The sequence below is a fragment of the Coleofasciculus sp. H7-1 genome (genome assembly GCF_057473865.1).
In genome coordinates this window covers 139924-162400 of the sequence record NZ_JBYCCT010000066.1, presented here as the reverse complement: position 1 = coordinate 162400, position 22477 = coordinate 139924, and the positions used below count along the sequence as shown (strand labels likewise).

The window sequence follows — 22477 nt, the reverse complement described above, 5'->3', positions numbered from 1 at the left end:
TTATATATCTTGGTTGCATTTTTGAAAATAAAAGTAAGTTTTTAAGTAAAAACTTGAGTATTTTCATACTGATTAAATTAAGGATAATTACGGAGGCTTTTTGTTGATGCAGTCTTCCGAGCCAAAAGTTTCTGAAGATAAAATAAATTTTACCGCTGTATCTGTTCCAGAAAATAACTCCAAGAAACCTCCAAAAAATTAGCTAAAACAGCTAATCTTTCGCTTAAGTATCCGGCACAAAATTGGTTTGGACAGACGCTGATGTGGCACTGCTTTGCGCCATTGCCACATCAGATAGCGATCGCGATTAACAAGCGCGGAACTCTACGCCGAAGCCAGTAATTCTGCCCGTCTTGACCAAGACAAAACCTGGCAACTGGAACAAACTTTGCCAGAACTCCAAGAAACTCAAGCTCAACTGATTCAAGCCTAAAAAATGTTCAGCGTCGCTCAGATGGTTGCTAGTATTCCCCATGAATTTAATAATCCTGTTAACTTTATCCACCGCCACCTCCAACACGCTAACCAGTCCAACTTTTTGTAGCTAAATAATCTGAACCAATAGCACCATAATGTAGAATCAAAAAATTGGAATAACTATCTAAAAAAATATGTCAAAAAGTCGTGGAACCTTTAATACCGAGGAAGTGTTGCCGGATGAGCGCAACTTCGTCGCCGCTGTTCTGGATACAGCAGCAACTTTGGTGGTGGTTCTCGACACCCAGGGGCGAATCGTCCTTTTCAATCAAGCCTGCCAGCAAACCACTGCTTACGCGGCGGATGAAGTCAAAGGCAGACCGTTCTGGGATTTGTTTTTGCTGCCAGAAGAAGTGAAACCTGTCAAAGCTGTCTTTAAAAATCTTCAAGCTGGTCAGTTCCCAAACCAGTATGACAACTACTGGTTAACGCGAGATGGCGATCGCCGTTTGATTGCTTGGTCGAATACGGCGCTGCTCGGCTCCTCTGGTGGGGTCAAGTACATCATCGGTACGGGGATTGATATTACCGAGCGTCACCAGGCAGAGCAAGCGCTGAAAAAGGCAAAGGCTGAGCTAGAAATCAGGGTGGAAGAGCGGACGGCTGAACTTAGGAAAGCCAACGAGCAATTGCAGGAAGAGATGCTAGAGCGCCAGCGCACTGAGGCGGCACTCCAGCAGAGCTATAGCCTCTTGCAGGAAGTCATTGAAGGAACCCCCGATGCCATCTTTGTCAAGGATCTACAATACCGGGTGGTGATGCCTAATTCAGGTCTTGGCACCATTCTGAGTAAGCCGGTGGAGGAAATTATCGGCAAGAATAATACCGAGTTGTTGTCACCTGAACTTGCCTGTCAACTCACAGAGACTGAATGCCGCATTATGGCATCGGGAAAAGCTGAGGTGGTTGAGGAAGTTGTTACCATCATGGGCATCACCAAGACTTATCTTTCCACCAAAAGCGTTTTGCGCGAACCTTGTGGTAACGTGATTGGTCTGATTGGCATCTCGCGGGATATTACCGAGCGCAAAGCCGCTGAGGAGGCGCTACGAGAATCCGAAGAGCGTTATCGTCACTTTATTGAGACTGCCTTAGAAGGAATTTGGGTGATCGACGCCCAAAGCAAGACGGTTTTTGTCAATCGCACAATGACAGAAATGCTTGGCTACAGCATTGAGGAGATGCAGGGTAGACCGCTATTTGATTTCATGGATGATGAAGGGAAAGCGATCGCTGCCCGCCAAGTCAAGCTTCATCACCAAGGTATTAAAGACAAGATTGATTTCAAGTTATGTTGCAAAGATGGCTCGTTTCGATGGGCAATTGTTTCTACCTCTCCCATCTTCGACTCAGCGGGGAATTATGCTGGCTCCTTTGCGATGATTACGGATATCACCTGTTGTCAACTCCGATCGTGTAGTTATCAGCTTTGCAGATAACGGTCTAGGGATGACGGAAGCTATGAAAAAACAGTTATTTAATCCCTTTTTTACGACCAAACCCGTGGGCAAAGGCACGGGGTTAGGTTTGTCGATCAGCTATCAAATTGTTGTGGAAAAACACGGGGGTCAATTGCACTGCGTGTCTGAACCAGGGCAAGGTACAGAGTTTGCGATCGCAATTCCCATTCAACAGCACCGTTAGGCTTCATTTGATAAGATTTTCATTTAAATGCACGACACCTAACCGCTGCGTTTTGTTTTTCGTCTTTACTTAGAGTTAACCCTAACTTAGTGGCTGATTAATTCTACGAGTGTTAGTCTGTTAATGCTGAAATGTTATCACGGATATAAGCTGTGTTGCAAGGTACTTTCAGTAGAAGAAATAAAGCCATAAAAATTTAACGAGTAACAGCAATGGGTATCCATCGCGGGATCGTTTCAGCTACATTTTTAATTTTGACAGGATTGAGCGCGATCGCTCCACCTGTTTTCTCTCAAATTCAGCAGTTTGAAACTCAACAACCTGAACTTCAACAAATCGATCTGATTTTTAGCCCTAATACCAATCAAAGTTTTGAAGACGTGCTTGAGCAAGCAGAATCTATTGCTAGCAATTCTGTTGATGAGGGATTTGCCAAAAACCCGGATATCACGCAAATTTATATCAGAATTTTCGGTGACATCAAAGGACAAGTAGCCCCACTTCTATTTTCAAAAGTTTATCGTTCTGATTGGCAGACAGAACCCAAAATTGATCGTTGGATTCGATATTTTGATAATTCTGGATTGCTGCTAGGCTTTTATAATTCATCTGATTCCTTCCTACCTCCGATTACTCCTACATCCACCATCAGACGCGAAGACGATCCTGGTTTTCGGGATGATTAAATACAAGTAGAGGCGCAATTATTCGCGCCTCTAGGTAGAAAAAACACTAAAATTATCTTTTTAAGACAACAAATTTGGGTTTTTCTTTCTACCCTTTAACCCTGCTACTGTTGCCACTCCAAAAAGAAGTATACCCAATGTAGGCGTAGTTTCAGGAACAACTGCCGCCTCATCAACCAATAAGGCTGAAATACGTGTTCCATCCCCAACATCCACAACCCCAATCCCTAAAGTATATTCTCCTGAAGTTGGAATGATGTATGAAAAAGTTTTGAATCCCGTTTCTTTACTAAAGACACTCGAAGAGTCAGTAAATTTTGAAATTGTATCCGCTAAATTGAAGAATTGGGTGCTAGATTCTGACTGAAGGCTTACGAAAGCAAAGTCATTAAATTCAGGATAGGTAAAGTCATCAACCGCAGCTTGCTCAACAGCCTCATTAGTGAGGAAGTTCCAAGAAAAAGATAACTTTTGCCCAGCACTGGCTTTAAAAGTCTGCTTGATGGCAGATCCCTCAATCGGCTCTGCGGTAGCAATGTCATATAAAGATTGATCGCCAAAGAAAGTTGAGAAACCTAAGAATCCTTCTAAACTTTCTTCTTCAGCAAAGCCAGAAATGAAAGTGACGGGAGCGGCATTCCCGCCGATTATCGGATTAGAATTATTGTCAAAACCAAGAATTTCTTGGTATGCAGTTGAGAGAAAAGCCTGGTTTTTTCCTTGGGATGGCTTAATTCCAAAAGCTGAAGTTTCTATTCGATAATCGCCTACTGTTTTCCAGTTCTGAAACCCTTCTTCAAATCCTCCATTCAGGATAGCAGCTTTCGCTGTAGCTGGAAAAGATACACTTACACCGATGGCAAGTGCCGCAAAACCAATCGTTTTTATCATTGAAATGACTCCTAATTTTTTCCGTCAAAAAGGTCTTTTTCAAGTTCTGCTGATTTTTAAGAGCAGGCTTGGGTTAACCTTAAGTATTTTCACGGATACTTCTATTAAAAGCATTTTTGGTTAAGCAAACATTAATAGGGGTATAAGACCTGCTAAAATTCGGCTTAACAAGCTTATTCTTATTTACAACTTCTTGATAAATTTATATTTTATTAATCTTGTATTAACCCAGAGATTAAAGAAGCTTAATTCTACGTCAGTAGTATTCATAGGGTGCGTAGAAACACCCAGATTTGGCGGTGTAAGTCGAGCATGGGGGAGCCGCCCATTCGAGTAGAGAGAACAAAAAGCAGGCATGATGCTAGAGGTATATCTACTTATGCCGATGGCTTGAGGTAATGCTGCGTTGACTAGCAGTTGACATGAATGCTGTGGCTTCGCTGAAGTTCGCAGCATTTTTGGCTGACTGTTTAAGTTATAGAGCTTAGCTCGACTAAATTCCTGCCAAATAATGACTCAAGATTTTTGATTATTGCGATCCCAAAAAGAGAGGGAATTTAATGTCTAAGTTCAGTCGCAGGCAGCTACTAATTTTTTTTGGGGCGAGTGCCGGTACTGCTGTACTAGCTCCTACTTTGGGGAGACAGCGTTTTGGCAGCAATCCTAGCGTTGCCCAAGCGGTTCCATCGCTGAAATTTACCCCAGTGCGTTTGCCACATCCTTTACCGATTTACCAAGAGCAAAAAAGTTTTTACGCTACAGCAATTAATAATCAAGGAAGCGTACTAAATGCTGCTACTGATACTCGGTTAGGCACCTACAACATCATTGATGATGTAGTGGTACCCCCAGAATACGAACGTTATGTGATTGTACGTTGGGGCGATCGCGTCTTCCCCAACCAAGAAGAATACTTTGGCTACAACTGCGACTACACCGGCTTCGTTCCCCTGGATGGCAGAAACCCCAACGATGGCTACCTTTGGGTAAATCACGAGTATGTCTCCTACCCGTTTGCTTTTGCACTCCCTGAAGTCCCAGCGGATTTAGCAGGATTGCCTGAATCTTATCCCTTGGTCGTCGGGCAGAGTTTACCGGCTGACAAAACCAGTCTTCTCCTGTTGGGCGAAATCATGTACAACATGGGTGGCTCTGTCCTGCGGATGTCACGCCAAAATCGCGCCGGACGCTATTCGATTGTTAAAGATCCCAACAATCGACGCATTCATGGTCTTTCCGGTTTAGGGATTAACAGCGAGCGTTCCGATCAGTATAAAACCATTACCTCTTGGGGTTCCAAGAGCTACCAGAAAGGCGATCAAAACTACCTGCTGGGTACGGGACTCGCTGCCACTCAAGTATTTCCTCTCAGTGTAGATGGGCTGGGTAATAAAATCATTGGCACTGGCTACAACTGCTCTGGCGGCACCACTCCCTGGGGAACCATCCTCTCAGCGGAAGAAAACTTTCAGGCAAGCACAGCCTTTTTTGTGGGAGTCACAGAATTTGTGAAGCCTGACGGCACTCAGACTAGCTACACCCCCGGTACCACTGGGGAAAAATTTGGCTTGGTCGGCGAAAAATACGGCTGGATGGTGGAAATTGATCCGAGTAACCCGAATTTCCGCCCTCGCAAACACACCGCCTTGGGTCGTTACCGTCATGAAAACATCGCCATGCGGGCGGAAGCTGGGAAAAAATTAGTTGCCTACATGGGTGATGACCGACGTGGGGGACACACCTGGAAATTTATCAGCAAAGGCACAGTTTCTGCCCCCAATAGCAAGAGCAACAGCGCTTTATTTGAGGATGGGACGCTGTATGTCGCCCGTTACAATCCTGACGGGACAGGAACGTGGATTCCCCTGGATTTGAATGCTGCTACCAATCCGATTCCGCCCTCCGTTCTTGGCTCTAAAGAAATTGCCGCACTAGGCAAAGCGAGCCGGAATGGTTTGATTAAACTACCCAAACGGAACGGGATTGCTAGCCAAACCACAGATGGTGGTGCCTTAAATGTAGATACAACTAATGAAGCCACGCTTCTACCTGATTACAAAGGTAAAAAGCTGTCCAATTTTTACACCAGCCAAGGGGCTGTCCTCGTGGATGCCTTCTTAGCTGCCAACTTAATGGGAGCCACTCCCACCGCACGTCCCGAAGATATCGAAGTTCATCCTCGCACTAAGGAAGTATTTATTGCCTACACGGATGGTGCGGCGGGAAGCGATGGCTACCCCGACTCTCGAATCTTTGTGATTTCTAAGTACAGCCCTGCCGTCACCGCCGGACAGCCTTCGGGCGAACTGTTCAAAATTATGGAAAACAGCTCGGATGGCACGGGTACAACTTTCCGCTGGCAGCGATTTGCTAAAGGTGGGGAAGCAGGAGCAGAACCGGGTTCTGGTTTTGCCAATGTGGATAACTTGGCATTTGATCCCAAAGGAAATATTTGGGGCGTCACGGATATGTCTACGAGCGCTCACAATGGTTTTGATGTTGGTGCTGCCGCAACTCCATTACTGATAGACCACAGGGTAGTGGGTGCTAACTCCCCTAGTGTGGATGATTCTAATCTCAATGTTCAAACTTCTAACCTGATTGGGGTTTTTGGAAATAACTGGCTCTTTTTCATTCCCACCACTGGCCCGGATGCCGGGGAAATCGTACCCTTTGCCTATGGCCCGCCGCGTTGCGAGATGACGGGGCCGACTTTTATCGGGGATACGCTGATCCTGGCGGTGCAGCACCCTGGTGAAGATTGCCCGTTTACTCCTCAGCAAACCCTAAGTCGAACGATTGAGATGCTGGACTTGAATGGCACTCTATTTAACCAACAACGCACGGTTCCTCGTGGTAGTAATTGGCCTAGCAATATTGAGGGCAATCCTCAAGGACCACCGCGTCCTTCGGTGATTGGCATTCAACGCAAGCAGTCAAATGGCACGTTTGTTTAATTAACAGGACTTACGCAAAGCTTATACATATAGCGTTCTTGTCGGTTCAATCCCCCTGTGGTTGCCCTCAGATGTCGCGCAAGTTGCGTAAGTCCTAATTAAGTAAAAAGGCAAAAGAAAGAGACAAGAATCTTTCTTTTGCCTTTTTACTTTTACCTTCTTAAGCGCCTAACATTTGCAACTGATATAAACTGGCGTACAATCCGCCTTGGCGCAACAATTCATCGTGGCTGCCCGACTCTACCAGTTGCCCTCGCTTCAGCACCAAAATCCGGTCTACATTGCGGATGGTTGAGAGACGGTGAGCGATAATAATGGCGGTGCGTCCCTCCAGCAATTTGTCGAGGGCATCTTGAATTAAAGCTTCTGTACCTACGTCTAGACTGGCTGTTGCTTCATCTAGCACTAAAATACGGGGATTGCGGATAGCGGCACGGGCAAATGCTAAGAGTTGCTTTTGCCCGCTAGAGATATTGGTGCCTCGTTCTCTAAGTTGGGTATCGTAGCTTTGAGGCAGTTGTTCGATAAAACTGGCAACATTAGTTTTTTCGGCGGCTTGTCGAATTTCTTCAAAGGAGTAAGTATCTCCTAGAGTAATGTTGCTCTTCACGTCACCGGCAAACAGAAAGCCATCTTGGAGGATGACGCCCATGTGTTCCCGCAGTTCTTTTTGGGGTAAGTCTCGGACGTTGACACCATCAAGGAAAATGCGACCTTCAGTGGTTTCGTAAAGGCGACACAGCAAGCGAATAATCGAACTTTTACCAGCACCCGTGGGACCAACGAGAGCGACTTTTTCGCCGGGATGGATGGTGAAGTTCAGGTCTTTGAGGACGTATTCATCATTTTTATAGGCAAAGGAGACATTTTCAAAGCGAATTTCACCTTTGGCGGTTGGGAATGGGGAATGGGAAATTCTCCTCGGTTCCTCTGATCCAGACGGGATAAATTGCGTCTCTACAAGCTGCTTTTGTGTACCTTCAGGATCGCGGATTTCAATCGGTTCGCTGAGAATATCGGTGATGCGTTCGACGGCGGTGAAACCAGCTTGCAGGGAGGTAAATTTTTCAGCAAATTGTCGCAAGGGATCGAATAGACGCTGGGCATACAAGATAAAGGCAGAGAGGGTGCCAAAACTGAGGGCTTTGCCCATGATCATTTGTCCGCCTAACCAGAGTACGCCCGCGATCGCTACCAGTGCAATCCACTCTAATGTGGCTGATACGGCTGAGTCGTGAAAGATAGTTTTATCTACTTCTTCGATATACCGCTGATTCGTTACCCGAAACAGTTCTGAGTTGAATTTCTCTCGCCGGAATAGCTGCACGACGTTCACTCCAACGATGTTTTCTTGCAGCGTTGAGTTGAGTGCAGAGAGTTCTTCTCTAGCGTTGTAATTGGCTTTGCGGTACTGCTGTTCGAAGTAAATAATCAAACCCGTCACCGGCACCAACATCAGTGTTAGCATCAATGCCAGCTGCCATTGCAGCAAAAACATGGTGATGGCGATCGCTAAAATCGACACTAGATCGCTGACAATGCCAATGGCACCTGTGGAAAAGACATCCCCCAGGGCTTCTACATCGCTGGTGAGGCGGGTAATCAATCGTCCCACGGGGGTGCGATCAAAAAATCGCACCGCCAAGGAAGTGACGTGATGAAATAAGTCAGTGCGAATCTCGGCGGTAATTTGCTGTCCCACCTTCTGCACCGTGTAACCTTGGGCGGCGGTGAACACCATGCGAACGATCATCGTTACCAGCAGTAAAACGGCCAGAAGATTAATTCCTTCCAACAAGCCTTTACCTTGAAGAAAAGACCAAACTGCTTCCCCACGAATCAGCGAAATTGCTTGCCCCACGATGATCGGTTGAATTGCCCCTGCGACTGACAGCGGCACTAACAACAGGATGGAAATTATCAGCAGGCGACCACTTTTCCGGGCGTAGGGGACTAGGCGCAGGAAGAGTCGCCAGTCGCTTTCACGAACGCGCGATCGCTCTTTTCCATAAGTTTCCGTCAGAAGCGGGGATTGAGTCATGCTGCCAAAGCTATCTTCTTTCTACTTTCTTCATTGTTCCCCTTTCACCAGTGCTGTAGCAGCTGCCTGTAGAGATAGGTAAGCCGTTTCAGGTTGCCCGTTGATGTAGGATTTGCCATCTACCGATTCGCACAGAGTTCCTACTTTCTCTCCATCAGCGCCATAGACTTCTAGCACGTTTTGGAGAATATTCGGGTCAAAACCTTGCACAATTGAACTCCAAGCATTTTTATCAACCGAGCAAATCCTGATTGTTTCGTCCATTTGATCGCCTTGCGCTAGCAATTGATTAAAACAGCACTTCTAAGGTCTTCAACCCATTGATGGATATCACCCGTATTGAGGCGGTAACTCCGAGGGTGGGCAATTAACCGCGCCGTACTTTCAAATAGTGTATCAATCTCGATCAAGCCATTTTCGCGCAGGGTGCGACCCGTGGAAACTAAATCTACAATCGCCTCCGACATCCCGGTAATCGGCCCTAGTTCTACGGAACCATACAAAGGCACAATTTCTACGGGTAAATCTAAGCTTTCAAAGTATTCGTGGGCACAATGAACAAACTTAGACGCGACTCGACCGTGGGGCGGCAGTTGCAAGACTGACCGATAAAGGCTAGAAGACCGTACCGCCACTGACAGCCGACAAAGACCAAACCGGAGGTCAGCTAGATGAGCAACCTGGGGGTTTTTCTCCCGTAGAACATCGTAACCGACAATCCCTAAATGCGCTTGCCCATATTCCACATAAACTGGGACATCTTGCGCCCTTACCAGTAGCGCTTTGGCGGTGCCGGTGGGGTCTTGTATTTGGAGTTGGCGGTTGGCAGAATCTTTGAAGGCACTAAAGTCGAGTCCGACACTTTGCAGCAGCCGAATGCTATCAGATAAGAGTGCGCCTTTGGGCAATGCAACGGTAAGCATAGAATAGAGTTCTGAGTGTTGAGTGTTGAGTTTTGAATATCAAAAGGTAACTCATAACTCATACCTCATAATTCATAACTTTTGTGATGCGAATTCTCTTGGTGGATGATGAAGTTGAGCTGACTGAACCGCTGAGTCGCGTGCTAAGTCGTGAAGGCTACAGCGTTGATTTGGCTTACGATGGGGCGTCTGGCAGCCAGATGGCGCTGCAAGGAGGCTATGACTTGCTGATTCTCGATTGGATGCTGCCGGAGATTGCCGGGTTGGAGATTTGTCAGCAGATGCGATCGCGCAAAGATGCTACACCCGTCCTTTTTCTCACTGCCAAAGATACCATAGACGACCGCGTGCTGGGTTTGGACGCCGGTGCGGATGACTATCTGGTGAAGCCGTTTGAACTGCGAGAGTTACTCGCACGAGTCCGCGCCTTGCTGCGTCGTTCCGCGACCGATGCGCCTATCAGGGTGACTGTAGGGGCGCACAACCGTCCTCACCTACTTCAGATTGGAGATTTAGAACTAGATTGTGAAAACCAGCTAGCCTATCGTCACGGACGCACCATTGAGTTATCAGAAAAAGAAACTCAGCTGCTGGAATATTTTATGCGTCACGCTGGGCAGTTGCTAACTCACGCCCAAATTCATCAACATTTGTGGAACCCAGAAGAACAACCCAGCAGTAACGTTTTAGCCGCTTTGATTCGGCTTTTGCGCCGCAAAATTGAAGCGGCTGGAGAGACAGCTTTGATTCATACTGTCTACGGTAAAGGCTATCGCCTCGGAGATGGTGGCTGACGCGGCTTTCTAACTTTCAGTGGCGATATCCAAAAGGCAAACCGCTGATGTCTCTCAACCCTCATCCGCAGCCTTCCACCCGGATTCTCTACATCCGCTTCCCTAACAGTAGCGATCGCCTGGTATCGTCTACACAAAAATATTGGTTTGGCTGTTGAGCTGTCTATTTATATAGATTAGAATAAGCCTAAATTACAAGGAGCCATTTTAATGATGTTTGGAGATTTGGAAGATCCCTTGATAGCTTGGGATTTAAGAAACTTACAAAGAATTGTTACTACTATTCTCTTTCTCATCTTAGTATTCTTCTTTAGTTGGCTGAATCGAAAAAATCGATATGTTTTATGGGCTATCTTTGCTGGTGCTGTCTTAACATTTATCTTATTATTAATTACGCGCAATAACCACGGATTATCTTTTTTTACCTTTAAATTTAAAAACGATTGAATGATTAACTTTATTGAAATTGGCAAATTCGTCTAGTTTTCAGTTTATTATTTTGCCCCATTTCAGATATTAGAGCAATCCTTGAGCTATTTTTAATGATTGCTCAACTATTGAAAATAATTCAAGTAGCAAGATCCAGAGGCAAATCGCTGATGTCTCTCAACCGCTTTCCCTCAACCATAATCCGCAACATTTCACCAGCATCCTCTAAATCCGCTTCCCTAACAGCAGCTATCAGCTCATAAAGGGCCAAATGGTAAACGCAATCTATGTCTCCTGTACCAAGTGCAATAGAGGCAATTCGACTTGGCAAAGGTTCAGCAGTTACTACAATAATATGAGGTAATTTACCTTTTCTGTTTCTGATTAGATTAAGAGCTTCTGTACGACAGTTTTGACTTCTGTCGCTGCGGATTGTCCATTTACAAGATATGCTAGCGTGTAGAATCGAAGCTCCACTATTCTTTTGTCTTAGAATGGCGTAAGTAACTGATTCGTCATCCACAAGGTCGGATATTTCATTAATTCGGTCATCCGGTTCTGGAACGCGAAACATCAAAATATCAGGCGTGATGGTATAGTCACTGCCTAAAGCTGCGGCAAGCGCTGGGTTAGACCTGGCTGCCTCATCAAGTACAACGAGATGGGCATATTGTTCAAATTGGGCTATAGACAATCTATCTCGACTGCTTATTTTTTTAATCCCCCATGTTCCAGGTCGAAGATTACCCAGTCTTCCGAAACAATTCTGGATAAATTCTAGAACTAAATCCTCAAATAATTTTCCAGAAGTTTGCCCTGCTACACGACCAATACTAACCTCTCCCTCCATTTTTCCAACAATACGTTTAGCAATATTTGAGCTTGCTTTACTGGAAGTGTCTGCAAAGTTTGGTACACCCTGACTATTAAAACGTATTAGCCCGACCAGCACATCTGCGTGAAACTTTTTTCTTGATTGAGAGAAATAAGCACTCATGCTGCGCTACCTTTCAAAGAGGCATCTAACATTTTCCAAATCATCTTAGCGATCGCTCCTGCTAGCGGTGGCGGCACAGCATTACCAATCTGCCTTGCAATTTCTACCTTGCTACCAAAAAAACGAAAATCATCTGGAAACCCCATCAATCTTGCAGCTTCCCTATGTGTAATTGGCCGATGCTTTTCTGGATGGAGATAGCGACCTTTTTCAGGCTTAAAAAATTCAGTGCGAATTGTTACTGAGGGTCTATCCCACCATAAGCGACCAAATAAATCTGTCCCTCCAGAAGTTTTCTTAATCCAGCAAGCAGGAGTTAATTCAGGTGCATTTTTTTGAAGGTCAAAACGATTGCCTCCTGGTGGAACCGCTTTATAACGTTGCAAACTTATTGGGGTTGGACTTCGCCCAAAGTGCAAATCAAGAGGTGGAGGAATTTGGCGAATTTGTGTTCCTTCTGGATCAGGTAAATCGCTGATAGCGTTACGCACCGTTAGCCAATTATTAGGGTGGGTAGGTGCTGGGGGAAAATGTGGAGCTGGAATGCATTTGTTATGACAACCAATAATGAAGGCACGTTTTCGCGTTTGTGGTACGCCATAATTTGCAGCATTTAAGATTCCAGAAAATACTTTAAACCCAATTTTTTTTGCCCGATTATTGATATAAGTAAACTCTATGGAACGCAAAAATTCTGGTACATTTTCTAGAATAAATACAGATGCCACAGAAGATTCTACGACATCCATGTATGGCTCCCAAAGGGCACGGCGATAGTCTCCCAGACGCTTTTTGTTCAGCAGGCTGAAGCCTTGACAGGGAAGACCCCCAATAACAACATCGGCTACCGGAATCTTAGGGTGTTTATCTAGCCAGTCTTCTACACGTGCTAACATCACATTTGTGCCAAAATTGGCATTGTAAGTTGCTATCGCAGCCTTATCGTTGTCTACCGCAAGGATACTTTCAAATCCGCCTCCAAATCTTTTATCTGTGAATCCAAGTGTCATCCCGCCTGCTCCTGAGAACAGGTCAATCAGGCGATATTTCATGGCTACTATTTTGTGCAACAGAAAGTATTGTAAACGATAGAGTTACAGTACTAGGGGCTGGGATGGAATGATGTACATCAATTCTGCGCCATCGGGTTTAGATTCTATAGAGGGAGCTAATTTCAACCAGTCATGGAAGCTAATTCCCAATTGCGCGATCGCTTGTACTTCTGTCTGATACGCTTCAAAACGGCGATTAGTTTCAATGTTGCTAAAAATTAAGCAGCGCGAACCGACAGGTCGGCGCTTCGCTATCGCGTCTTTTCCTTGTCATGCTACGCCGAAAAATGAAGACAGCAGGTGAGATGCTACCGATTTACAGCATCTATGGCAAAAGCGATCGCCATTCCATTTATTTAATTCTGCAATTAGGCTTGATAGCCGCTAGCTAGTTTTTTGCTTCCCAGAGTTCAAATTTGTAGCCTTTAAAAGCTATATCAAACTTATAACCCTGTTTTCTCTCAAGTTGTTCTCGCAAAGTATCTGATGAATCGAATAAAAATACCTCACTGAAACCATCAGCAGCTAGAAATGTTTTTGGTTTGTTCACCAACTGTAGCTGCACTTTCGGACTGAGCAGATGGCTAAGGGATAATACACTTCCGGGAATTTTAGTATCGCTAATCACAAGCGGATGAGAAGCTTGGTTAACGATGCGAGCCACTTGAGGATTATAAGTGTCCATAAATTTGTTCCACCATACCTCTGCTGGCGAACTGATTGCACAGGATAAGACTCCGCACGAAAGCAGAGCAACCATCACAAACTGCCACAGTTTCTGTTGCCGGATGGAATTAAAACTCCAAGTAATTTTACTAGCCAGGAGGTAAGCAACAGCTATCTGAATTCCTAAATAGGATGGGATTAGATATCGTGTTGCTGTGGATAGAAATCCCCCAGTCATTAAATCTCGTAGCATTAGGGGGATAACCGCCATCCCAGTAAAAGTCAAAATAAATAACCAAACTTTCACAGGGGTATGGCGATAGAGAAAATAGATTGAGTAACCAACCAAGATTAAAGTTAGAGGAATGGAAAAAGGGTCATCATAACCAATCGGATCGAACCAGTTACCACTAGGATCTATATCTAAGAAAATATTGCTAAGATTACGAGTCCACCATTTAACTAAAGTAAATAAATTGGGTGGTTTTGGAGCTGATGCTACTCTATCAATGATGCGATCGCTACTGAAAACAACCAAAACCCAGGGTACAAAGGTTAAACTAGCCGCTATTGCTGCAAGCAAATAAGCAATAAAAGCTTTATTTTCTCGACGTATTCTAGTTAAAATGACATAAATCCCATGACCAATTAAAGTCAGCCCAAAAAACAAGTTTGAATAGAGTCCCAACGCCGCAGTAACTGCATAAATCACCCAACTTAGCTTAGTTTTAACCCGGATAGCTCGCAGCAACGCTGCACTCGATAGCAAGACTGTCACCGTCCACAAACTATACTGCCGCGCTTCCTGGGCGTACAGTACGTGTAAGGGTGAAATAGCGATGATAGCGATCGCTATCCATCCCGTCAGCGACGACTCAAATAATTCTCGGCACAGCCAATAAATGCAAGGGAATGCTAGCAAACTAATTAGGGCACCCAAACTTCTTGTCACTGCCACCGAACTGCCAAAGCACTGCACCCAAAATCGCGCTATCACGTAATATAGCGGCGGATGTTCTGGGTATTGCGCCAGCACCTGTATGGTATCGATTAAGTCTTTTTCTGAATTGGGGCGCTGATACTTTTGCAAGTCTTCGACACTGATTACACGACCATCGAAAAGTTGCTGTTGTACTTCTGGTTTGGAATAGCCAGAAATTCGCATTGAGGTAAAAGCTTCATCGTGTTGGTAGACTTTCCGATCTAAATTTGCAAATCGAAAAAATATCCCTAAAATTAGTACGATAATAACTAAAAATCGTATATTCTTTTGATTAGCCTCTGCACGCTTTTCAGAATCACGAACCATCTAATTGTGTAAATAAAATTCAAGCTTTCCGTAAAAACACGTAACTTGTGTAAATTGGTTTCTTTCTCGTTTTGTAGATAAAAGTCAGAGAATTAAATAAAAGTACCTAGCTTTCTAATAGTGCTTTCGCTATATCCTAAGCAATCCCTAAGGAAGAATACTGACTCTAAAGAGAATCTTTACTGAATCTTTACAGAAGATCCATCTTTTCCTGGCAAATAACAAAGATTTTGTGAAGTGATATCTAAACTACAGACAGGTAAGTGATTTAGTTGTATGTAATCAAATTTATCTTTGATTTAATCACAGTAATATTACGGTTTAGCTCTGAAAAAGTGGAAGTTTGATAGTGTTTAACTGAAGATGCTGGTAGTTTTACGGATAGACCGACCCTAGAGCAACGGATGCGCCGCTTCGCGTCTACAGAAAGGCGTTAGGGTTAGCGAATATATTGCGCGTTGCGCGATCGCTCTTACGTCATTCCCATTTCGCCATCAACGCCAGCTAATTTCCATCAAGGATGAGACAAGCGATCGCTTTGGTGAGATTAATTGATATCAAATCTGAGTAGTAGATGACACTGGGAGCATCCCAGTTTTTATTCTTCCGATAAATAAAAATTAAAAGTGAGATGGTAGAGGTGTAATCCATGCGATCGTTTTGATGGGAACCGCAATGACTAAAGAAGAAAGCCAACTTTTAATCGAACATACTCGTGCGATCGCTAAAATCCTCTACAAAAACGCCCCCATCAACGAACTAACAAGCTTAGGGAAGATCGAAGAAGTAGTACGCAGTCAAATGCAGCAACATTTCATGCCAGAAGTAGGGGTTTTTTTATCGAAAATGTCACAGGAGAAAACACAGGACACTTTCGAGTTGTAAAAAGTATCATCGGGAAACTGCCAATTACGAGTTCTCAAGCACAAAACCTGGAACTTAAACCCCATAGTCAGTTAAGCCCATATTTAGAAGCATGTTGTTTAAGAGCGAGCGCTTCGGTATCATACCAACGTGCAGCAGAAGATGTAAAATATGCCACGGGGATAGAAGTCCCCAAAAGTGTGCAACAGCGACTGGTACATCGTCAAAATTTTGAATTCCCAGAAGCACAATCAACGGTTGAGGAATTGAGTGTTGATGGAGGAAATATCCGTATCCGCACACCTATCGGTAAACCATGTGACTGGAAAGGTTACAAAGCAGTCCGCTTACACAACTTACAAGCTATGGCAGCTTCATTTCAAGAAAATAATCTTGTAATTGATTGGGTCAACAACCAACCCTTGGCTTCTATTCTCACATGTATTGGAGACGGACATGATGGCATTTGGAACATTATCCGCGAGTTTATGCCCTCTCAAGAGCGCCGTGAAATACTTGATTGGTTTCATTTAATGGAAAATCTCTATAAGGTTGGTGGTTCAATGCAGAGAATACACACTGCCAAGGAGTTTCTCTGGAAAGGAAAAGTTGATGATGCGATCGCCTGCTTTGCTGACTGCAAGCTTAAGCAAGGTGAAAATTTCTGTGCTTATCTTGAGAAACATCGACACCGTATAATTAATTATCAGTATTATCAAGCAGAGCAAATTTGCTCCATTGGTTCTGGTGCGATTGAATCTACTGTTAAACAGATTGACCGTCGAACTAAAATTTCTGGGGCACAATGGAACATTGAGAATGTTCATCAAGTCCTTGCTCACCGCTGCGCTTATCTTAATGGATTAATCTTTGCTCGCTAAATAAAAAGTGGGATGCTCCCGTTTTCTAATTTGTTATAGAGTCGGGCATTTTCCAGCGCGATCGCAGCCTGTCCCGATAACAGTCGCAATATTTCCACCCGCTTCAGTGTAAAAGCGCCAGCAGTTAAATTGTTTTCCAGATAAACCAGAGCAATTAATTTCCCTTGGTAGATAATGGGCGTACACAAAAGAGATTTTGGTTGGTGTTGAGTAATGTAGGGATCGGTGTTAAATATTTCCTCTCGACTAGCATCATTTAAAATGACATCTTTCTGAGTTCTAGTGACGTAATTAAGTACCGAGACAGGCAATTGCCTAGAAGTTGATACTGGTAATTGCAGCACTCGGACTTCATCTTTAGTCGCCACCGCTTCTATGACAAATTGACCTTCTTTTGATAGGATAAGCGCACCAGTTTCAGCGCCAGCGTTTTCTATCAATATTTTCATTAATTTGTCAAGCAAGTCAGACAGAACAATTTCGCCAGAAATGGCAACAGAGGCTTTCATTACAGTTGCCAAGTCTAGCAACCCTGTTTGACCGCCTGTAGTGGTCAAACAGGCAATTGTCATCGTATGGTCGAAAGGGGTTTCGGTAACAACAGGCGATCGCGTAATTAATTGTGGGTATTTTTCTTCTAAATGCTTGACTTTAGCTAAAGCGCCCCAATGGATATAAGCATAGTAAGCATTCGTCATGTAGGTTTTGGCAATGGTTTCTTTACCCCATGACAGATAAAATTTAGCAGCGAGTTCGTGAGCTAGGGCTTCTTCGTTGATATACTCGTTTTCTTTGGCAAGAGCGATCGCCTTGTCGTACATCTCGATTGCCTCTATTTTTTCCCCTAAAACACGATACCTTTCTGCCTCTACTAAATAGAATTTGTGCAGATGATTCATTGGGGCATGATGCGCCCATTTCTGCATCTTTTCTTGATTAGCTTGGACGCGATCGAGAATGTCCTGTTGCTCTGACTGTGAATTATCGGCGTACACTGCCAACTGCACCAGAGAATCGTAGAAATAGAAGATAGCAACAACTATCTGCCCTTTAAGTGCGCTAAAATAATTTTCTAAATGGGTAATATTTTCCAGCGATTGTAAATAATTTTCAAACCAATAACCCAATATAATTTTGTGCAAATGTATACGTTGAAGTGCTACTTGGTCATTAGTTCGCAGGTGAATCGGTAGCATTTCCTCCTCGTTATAAGCGTCACCCTGCAATAGATAGGGATTATCATTTATCCCTGTCATATTTAAGACAACTTGCCAAATAATTTTGAGATAATTGAGTGCTGTTTCATTTTTAATTTTTCTAAGGGAATCTGTGAAGGTTGCCATTTCTCGCTCCAGTTGAACGAGTTGCTTACCAACATAATAGGAGTGATAGCAGTACACCTCCAGACCATAGCCTGCATATTCTAAATCTCCGGTTTCCAAACCGCTAGAGTAAGTTAAACGCAAAGATTCTAAGGTATTCTTCAGGTGTTCTTGCCAATGCCGGACAAAAGTATTGACCGCAAAGAGTGCTTTAGCTTCAAATTCTTTAGCATGCAATTTTGAAACAAGATTCAAAGCTAACTGACCAAATTGATATCCCCGCTCGATATCTACTACCCCACACAGAACTAAACCATAGTTAGAGTAAGCTAAAGTAGACACAGAAGCGTTTCCATATTGGACAGATAAATTGACCTGTTTACAAATCAGTAAGGGTAACAATTCCGGTGCAGTAATGTAGGCACAAGCAAATATGCGTGACAGAAGCCTCAAAGCTGCTAGTTTATCAGGGTCTGTCATTGGAGGTAAGTTGATTAAGTCCGAGGGTTCCTTACCACTGCAAATTGAAGCAGTTTCCTCTAATGCTCGCCCAATATCTGAGGAACTCACTTTTTGGGGAAATCCCATTCCCAATAGCTTTAAGACTTCTAGCGCCGTATTAACTGCTTCTAGCGGCTTGTTTTGAGAGGCATAAGCTTGAATCTGGACTTCATAAACTTTCACTTTGTCCAGTAGCGTTTTAGCGCGGTTTTGCACTACCTCAACGAATCTCTGCATTGCGTCAAAATCACCACTCAGAAATGCTGCCTCTGCTGCTTCCTCATGCAGTGGTAATGTCAGTTCATAGCGATCCCAGCTATCTACCCCCAGAAGACATAAACCCACTTGCAAATATTTGACTGCGGAATCGTGCGCTGTTGCTGCCTTGGCTCTCTGACCGGCAATAAGATTAAGTTCAGCTAGTTCATATTTTTCTTTTTCAGTTGTAAGTAAATCAGTCCCATAATTGAGTTGGTTGACTAGAGCGAAGATATTTTCTTTTCGTTCTTCAGGCGTTGTATTTTGCAGCAGTAATTGACCAATTTTTAGGTGCGTTGCTTTCTTCTCCTCATCAGGAATTAGAGAATAAGCTGCTTGCTGGACGCGGTCATGTAAAAACTTGTAGTCAACCTTGACATCCGTTAAACTAATCCCTCCCGATTCCTCCTGAGTAAATGCTAGGGGAATTTTATATTCATTACTTAGGGGTAAAATCAAACCTGCCTGAAGTGCAGACCACAACTGTACGGCAGTAACTAAGGCGGATTCTTCATTGACAACGCTCAAGACTTCTAAATTAAAAGTGTTGCCAATACAAGCAGCTAGTTTTAATACTTTCTGCGTCTCATCCGGCAGTTTGCGAATATTTCTGGCAATCAACTCGACAACATTATAATCGGTGATGCCAATCGCCTGAATTTGCTCAATATTCCACTGCCACTCACCTGAGTGTAAGTCATAACCCAGCAAATCTTCCTGGTAAAGTGTTTTGAGCAGTTGAGTTAAGAAAAACGGATTTCCCTGAGTTTTGTTGAAAAGTAACTCCGCTAGCGGTTTTGACTGAACAGATTCATTTAAAGTATCGGCGATAAATTCTTCGACATTAACCAGTTGTAAAGGTTCAAGTAAAATATCATTCACCGTCGCACCCGTTTGTCGAATCTTGTCAACCGTTTGAATTGTCGGATGCGTGGGAAAAACTTCGTTATCTCGATACGCCCCAATCAGCAATAGATATTTGCTATCGGTCATCAGCAGTTCGATCAATTTCAGCGATGCCGAATCTGCCCACTGCAAGTCATCCAGAAAGACAACTAACGGATGTTCTTTAGTTGTAAATACACCAATAAATTGTTTAAATAACCGACTGAAACGGTTTTGCGATTCAGTTGCCCCAAGTTCCGGAACGGGCGGCTGTTTGCCGAGAATCAGTTCGACTTCGGGAATCACGTCTGTGATGACTTGCCCGTTAACGCCTAAAGCAGCTAAGAGTTTCTCTTTCCAAATTTGAATTTCTGCTTCGCCTTCGGTCAGCAGTTGCAGAGTTAAGGATTGGAATGCTTGAATCAGGGAAGCATAAGGAATATTTCGCTTAAACTGATCGAATTTACCCGCAATAAAATATCCCCGTTGCCGGACAATGGGTTTGTGAACTTCATTGACTAAAACAGTTTTACCAATTCCGGAATAACCGGAAATAAGCATCATTTCTCCCGTCCCATCAGAGACGCGCTCAAAAGTAGTTAGCAGGGTAGCAACTTCCACCTCACGACCATAAATTTTTTGAGGTATTAATAATTGACCTGCTTTGTCAGCACTGCCGGGAATAAAGTCAGAAATCGTTCCGGTAGTCTGTAGCTTCATCAGACATATTTCTAAGTCAAACTTTAAACCATCTGCACTTTGATAGCGGTCTTCAGCATTTTTAGCTAATAATTTCATTACAATATTGGAAATTGCTTCTGGAATTTCCGAATCTAGTTGATGAGGTGGCAGTGGCATTTTAGCGATATGGCTGTGTACCAATTCCAGCGGTTCGGTAGCATTAAAAGGCAATTCACCTGTGAGCATTTCATAAAAGGTGACGCCTAGAGAATAGAAGTCGGTACGGTAGTCAAGCGACCGATTCATTCTCCCGGTTTGTTCCGGTGACATATAGGCGAGGGTGCCTTCCAGTAAGGTGGGGTTGCCAAGCGTTTGATTTTCTCTTTCTAGGCGCGATGCAATGCTGAAATCGATGATTTTAACTTGCCTTGTCTCTGGGTTAATGAGGATATTGTGAGGTTTGATATCTTTATGAATAATTTGGTAGGAATGCAGTTGAGCAAGCGTGGATGCTAGCTGAATGGCTATGTTTAGAAATTCGCTTAATTCTAAAGAGCGATCGCTAATATAATTTTTTAGAGAGATTGCCCCAAAATCTGACAAGATAAGTGCTAGACCGTTATGATAATTTTCTAGCGCTATGGGCTTGACAATTCCTTCTATATTTACTAGCGTTTCTAAGATTTTATATTCATGTTTTAATCGGGTTAGCTCTTCCAGGGTGGGATACTCGGCTTTGAGCGCTTTAACGATCGCTGAAGTTTCATCCAACTGCCTGGAAGCACGATAAATAACAGTATTGATGCCTTCATGTAGGGCTTCAACAAGTTCGTAACCGGGAAGGGTAAGAATCATTTTTGTAAGAACGATGGGTAGCGTCAACTGGGCATGAATTTAGGGGAATCCCTAAAAGTAAGGATAATTCGCCGCTTGATTTATAGTTCCCAGACATCCCAACAAATTCTCTAAGCCTAAATAAAGCTCAATATTCAGACATACAAGTTAGCATTTCCCAGCACCCGGCTTGATGACGCAAGCGCTTGGATAAGATTAACCACAAAGGCACAAAGGCACTAAGGAAACACGAAGTTCTTGATCTTGGTGTCTTAGTGCCTTTGTGGTTCAAAAAAGCATTTTTTTGCGAAGAGATTTAGAAATGGAGTTCCTTCTAGTTTCTGACTCCTTACTTTTACATAGCAGGGTTTACAGCCATAAATACAAATCTCAGCACAAATACTCCAGCCAAAATCCACACGGATAAACTGATTTCATGTGCTTTACCTTGAAACGTTTTTATCAGTGGATAAGTAATAAAACCAATTGACAAACCTTCGGCAATTGAGTAGGTCAAAGGCATCAGGAGAATGGTCAAAAATGAGGGAATTGATTCGGCGGGATCGTCCCAACGAATTAGACGAACATTTCCCGCCATCAAGACGCCAACAACTAGCAGTGCGGGTGCTGTAGCAAAGGCGGGAATTGCTGCCAACAAAGGGATAAAAAATATCGACAAAGTAAATAAGGCGGCGACGACAACGGCAGTAAACCCGGTGCGTCCCCCTTCCGAGACACCAGCGGCTGACTCAATGTAGGTAGTGACGGTGGAAGTTCCCAGAATTGCCCCCACGGTGGTTCCCACGGCGTCTGCCATCAGCGCTTCACTAGCGCGGCGCAGTTCCCCATTTTCATCAATTTAGCCTGCCTGGGTGCCGACACCGGCGAGGGTGCCGATGGTGTCGAAGAGAGCGATGAACAGAAAGACAAAGGTGACGGTGATTAAATTCCAGATGTTGGTTTGGTTAATCTGACTCAACCCCTGGAAAGCTTGACCGAGCAAATCTCCGGACCACTGGAAATCGCCGTTGCGATCGCCAACTCCCCAAATAAATCCTGCGGTTGTTCCAGAAAAATGGCATTTGACAAAATCCCCGGATTGACTGCCAGAATATATGCCATTGTCATAAACGTGGTCACGCCTGCCAACACTTCGGTGCGAAAGTTGGTTTGGAATTCCTCAAATTTAAAAAATCGGGCGAACTGACTTTTTCTGCGCTTCGCTATCGCACCTTGCCACCCCTTTGGCGGGGGAGAAGATCCGCGACTCGCAACGACTTCGTTGCTCAACTCATCCTCGTTCATTTTTTTGTCTGACACGCACTCTACTCAGAGTAAAGTTTTATTGAGAAATTTTTGGGATGATGCTACACAGTTTGGAAATG

General features: G+C 44.0%; 16 protein-coding genes and 2 pseudogenes. 6 read left to right on the top strand and 12 right to left on the bottom strand.

Annotated features, from left to right (window positions below):
• Positions 1-307 precede the first annotated feature (307 nt).
• Positions 308-475, bottom strand: coding sequence for a hypothetical protein (locus tag AC2VDX_RS17290; RefSeq protein ID WP_486928212.1), 168 nt, complete (start codon positions 473-475; stop codon positions 308-310).
• A 136-nt stretch (positions 476-611) separates the two neighbouring features.
• Here AC2VDX_RS17290 and AC2VDX_RS17285 point away from each other — a divergent pair, with 136 nt between their 5' ends.
• The 3 genes and pseudogenes from AC2VDX_RS17285 (at position 612) to AC2VDX_RS17275 (ending at position 2807) form a co-directional block, all read left to right on the top strand.
• Complete coding sequence (locus tag AC2VDX_RS17285; protein WP_378183691.1) at positions 612-1916, top strand: PAS domain-containing protein; 1305 nt, start codon at positions 612-614, stop codon at positions 1914-1916.
• Positions 1876-2121: pseudogene (locus AC2VDX_RS17280) on the top strand (sensor histidine kinase); the annotation flags it as partial. The gene AC2VDX_RS17285 and the pseudogene AC2VDX_RS17280, both read left to right, overlap by 41 nt.
• Before the next feature lie 212 nt (positions 2122-2333).
• Positions 2334-2807, top strand: coding sequence for a hypothetical protein (locus AC2VDX_RS17275; RefSeq protein WP_378183689.1), 474 nt, complete (start codon positions 2334-2336; stop codon positions 2805-2807).
• Between the two features lie 60 nt (positions 2808-2867).
• On the opposite strand, the gene AC2VDX_RS17270 is transcribed toward AC2VDX_RS17275, so the two are convergent.
• Positions 2868-3698 (bottom strand): hypothetical protein, encoded by an 831-nt coding sequence (locus AC2VDX_RS17270; RefSeq protein ID WP_378183685.1) that lies wholly within the window; start codon positions 3696-3698, stop codon positions 2868-2870.
• 560 nt (positions 3699-4258) lie between these two features.
• Here AC2VDX_RS17270 and AC2VDX_RS17265 point away from each other — a divergent pair.
• Positions 4259-6655: a PhoX family protein gene (locus tag AC2VDX_RS17265; RefSeq protein ID WP_378183682.1), complete on the top strand. Its 2397-nt coding sequence runs from the start codon at positions 4259-4261 to the stop codon at positions 6653-6655.
• A 160-nt stretch (positions 6656-6815) separates the two neighbouring features.
• Here AC2VDX_RS17265 and AC2VDX_RS17260 read toward each other — a convergent pair whose 3' ends face one another.
• The 3 genes from AC2VDX_RS17260 to hisG are packed head-to-tail and all read right to left on the bottom strand — an operon-like array spanning position 6816 to position 9619.
• Complete coding sequence (locus AC2VDX_RS17260) at positions 6816-8696, bottom strand: ABC transporter ATP-binding protein (protein ID WP_378183679.1); 1881 nt, start codon at positions 8694-8696, stop codon at positions 6816-6818.
• A gap of 30 nt (positions 8697-8726) precedes the next feature.
• On the bottom strand, positions 8727-8960 hold the full coding sequence (locus AC2VDX_RS17255) for a hypothetical protein (protein ID WP_378183676.1): 234 nt from the start codon (positions 8958-8960) through the stop codon (positions 8727-8729).
• Positions 8961-8974: 14 nt separating this feature from the next.
• Positions 8975-9619, bottom strand: a complete 645-nt coding sequence (hisG, locus tag AC2VDX_RS17250) for an ATP phosphoribosyltransferase (protein WP_378183673.1) — start codon at positions 9617-9619, stop codon at positions 8975-8977.
• Positions 9620-9705: 86 nt separating this feature from the next.
• Here hisG and rppA point away from each other — a divergent pair, with 86 nt between their 5' ends.
• Positions 9706-10413: a two-component system response regulator RppA gene (gene rppA / locus AC2VDX_RS17245; RefSeq protein ID WP_378183670.1), complete on the top strand. Its 708-nt coding sequence runs from the start codon at positions 9706-9708 to the stop codon at positions 10411-10413.
• Positions 10414-10981: 568 nt separating this feature from the next.
• Here the strand turns inward: rppA and AC2VDX_RS17240 are convergent.
• The 4 genes from AC2VDX_RS17240 to AC2VDX_RS17225 form a co-directional block, all read right to left on the bottom strand.
• Complete coding sequence (locus tag AC2VDX_RS17240) at positions 10982-11839, bottom strand: NgoMIV family type II restriction endonuclease (RefSeq protein ID WP_378183667.1); 858 nt, start codon at positions 11837-11839, stop codon at positions 10982-10984.
• Complete coding sequence (locus AC2VDX_RS17235) at positions 11836-12891, bottom strand: DNA cytosine methyltransferase (RefSeq protein WP_378184037.1); 1056 nt, start codon at positions 12889-12891, stop codon at positions 11836-11838. Before AC2VDX_RS17235 ends, AC2VDX_RS17240 begins: the two co-directional genes overlap by 4 nt.
• Before the next feature lie 388 nt (positions 12892-13279).
• The gene (locus AC2VDX_RS17230; protein ID WP_378183664.1) at positions 13280-14866 is read right to left on the bottom strand and encodes a glycosyltransferase family 39 protein; all 1587 of its coding nucleotides are present in this window, start codon (positions 14864-14866) and stop codon (positions 13280-13282) included.
• Positions 14867-15370: 504 nt separating this feature from the next.
• A complete protein-coding gene (locus AC2VDX_RS17225) occupies positions 15371-15517 on the bottom strand; it encodes a hypothetical protein (RefSeq protein ID WP_378183661.1) in 147 nt (48 codons plus the stop codon).
• A gap of 24 nt (positions 15518-15541) precedes the next feature.
• Here AC2VDX_RS17225 and AC2VDX_RS17220 point away from each other — a divergent pair.
• A protein-coding gene (locus tag AC2VDX_RS17220; RefSeq protein WP_378183658.1) for an ISKra4 family transposase occupies positions 15542-16611 on the top strand; the annotation gives its coding sequence in 2 pieces (ribosomal slippage) (positions 15542-15698 and positions 15698-16611; 1071 coding nt in all).
• Here AC2VDX_RS17220 and AC2VDX_RS17215 read toward each other — a convergent pair.
• The 3 genes and pseudogenes from AC2VDX_RS17215 to AC2VDX_RS17205 form a co-directional block, all read right to left on the bottom strand.
• The gene (locus AC2VDX_RS17215; RefSeq protein WP_378183656.1) at positions 16608-21113 is read right to left on the bottom strand and encodes an ATP-binding protein; all 4506 of its coding nucleotides are present in this window, start codon (positions 21111-21113) and stop codon (positions 16608-16610) included. The two genes, AC2VDX_RS17220 and AC2VDX_RS17215, sit on opposite strands and share 4 nt — an antisense overlap.
• Before the next feature lie 334 nt (positions 21114-21447).
• A pseudogene (locus AC2VDX_RS17210) lies at positions 21448-22098 on the bottom strand (solute carrier family 23 protein); the annotation flags it as partial.
• A complete protein-coding gene (locus AC2VDX_RS17205) occupies positions 22068-22412 on the bottom strand; it encodes a hypothetical protein (RefSeq protein WP_486928211.1) in 345 nt (114 codons plus the stop codon). The gene AC2VDX_RS17205 and the pseudogene AC2VDX_RS17210, both read right to left, overlap by 31 nt.
• Positions 22413-22477 lie beyond the last annotated feature (65 nt).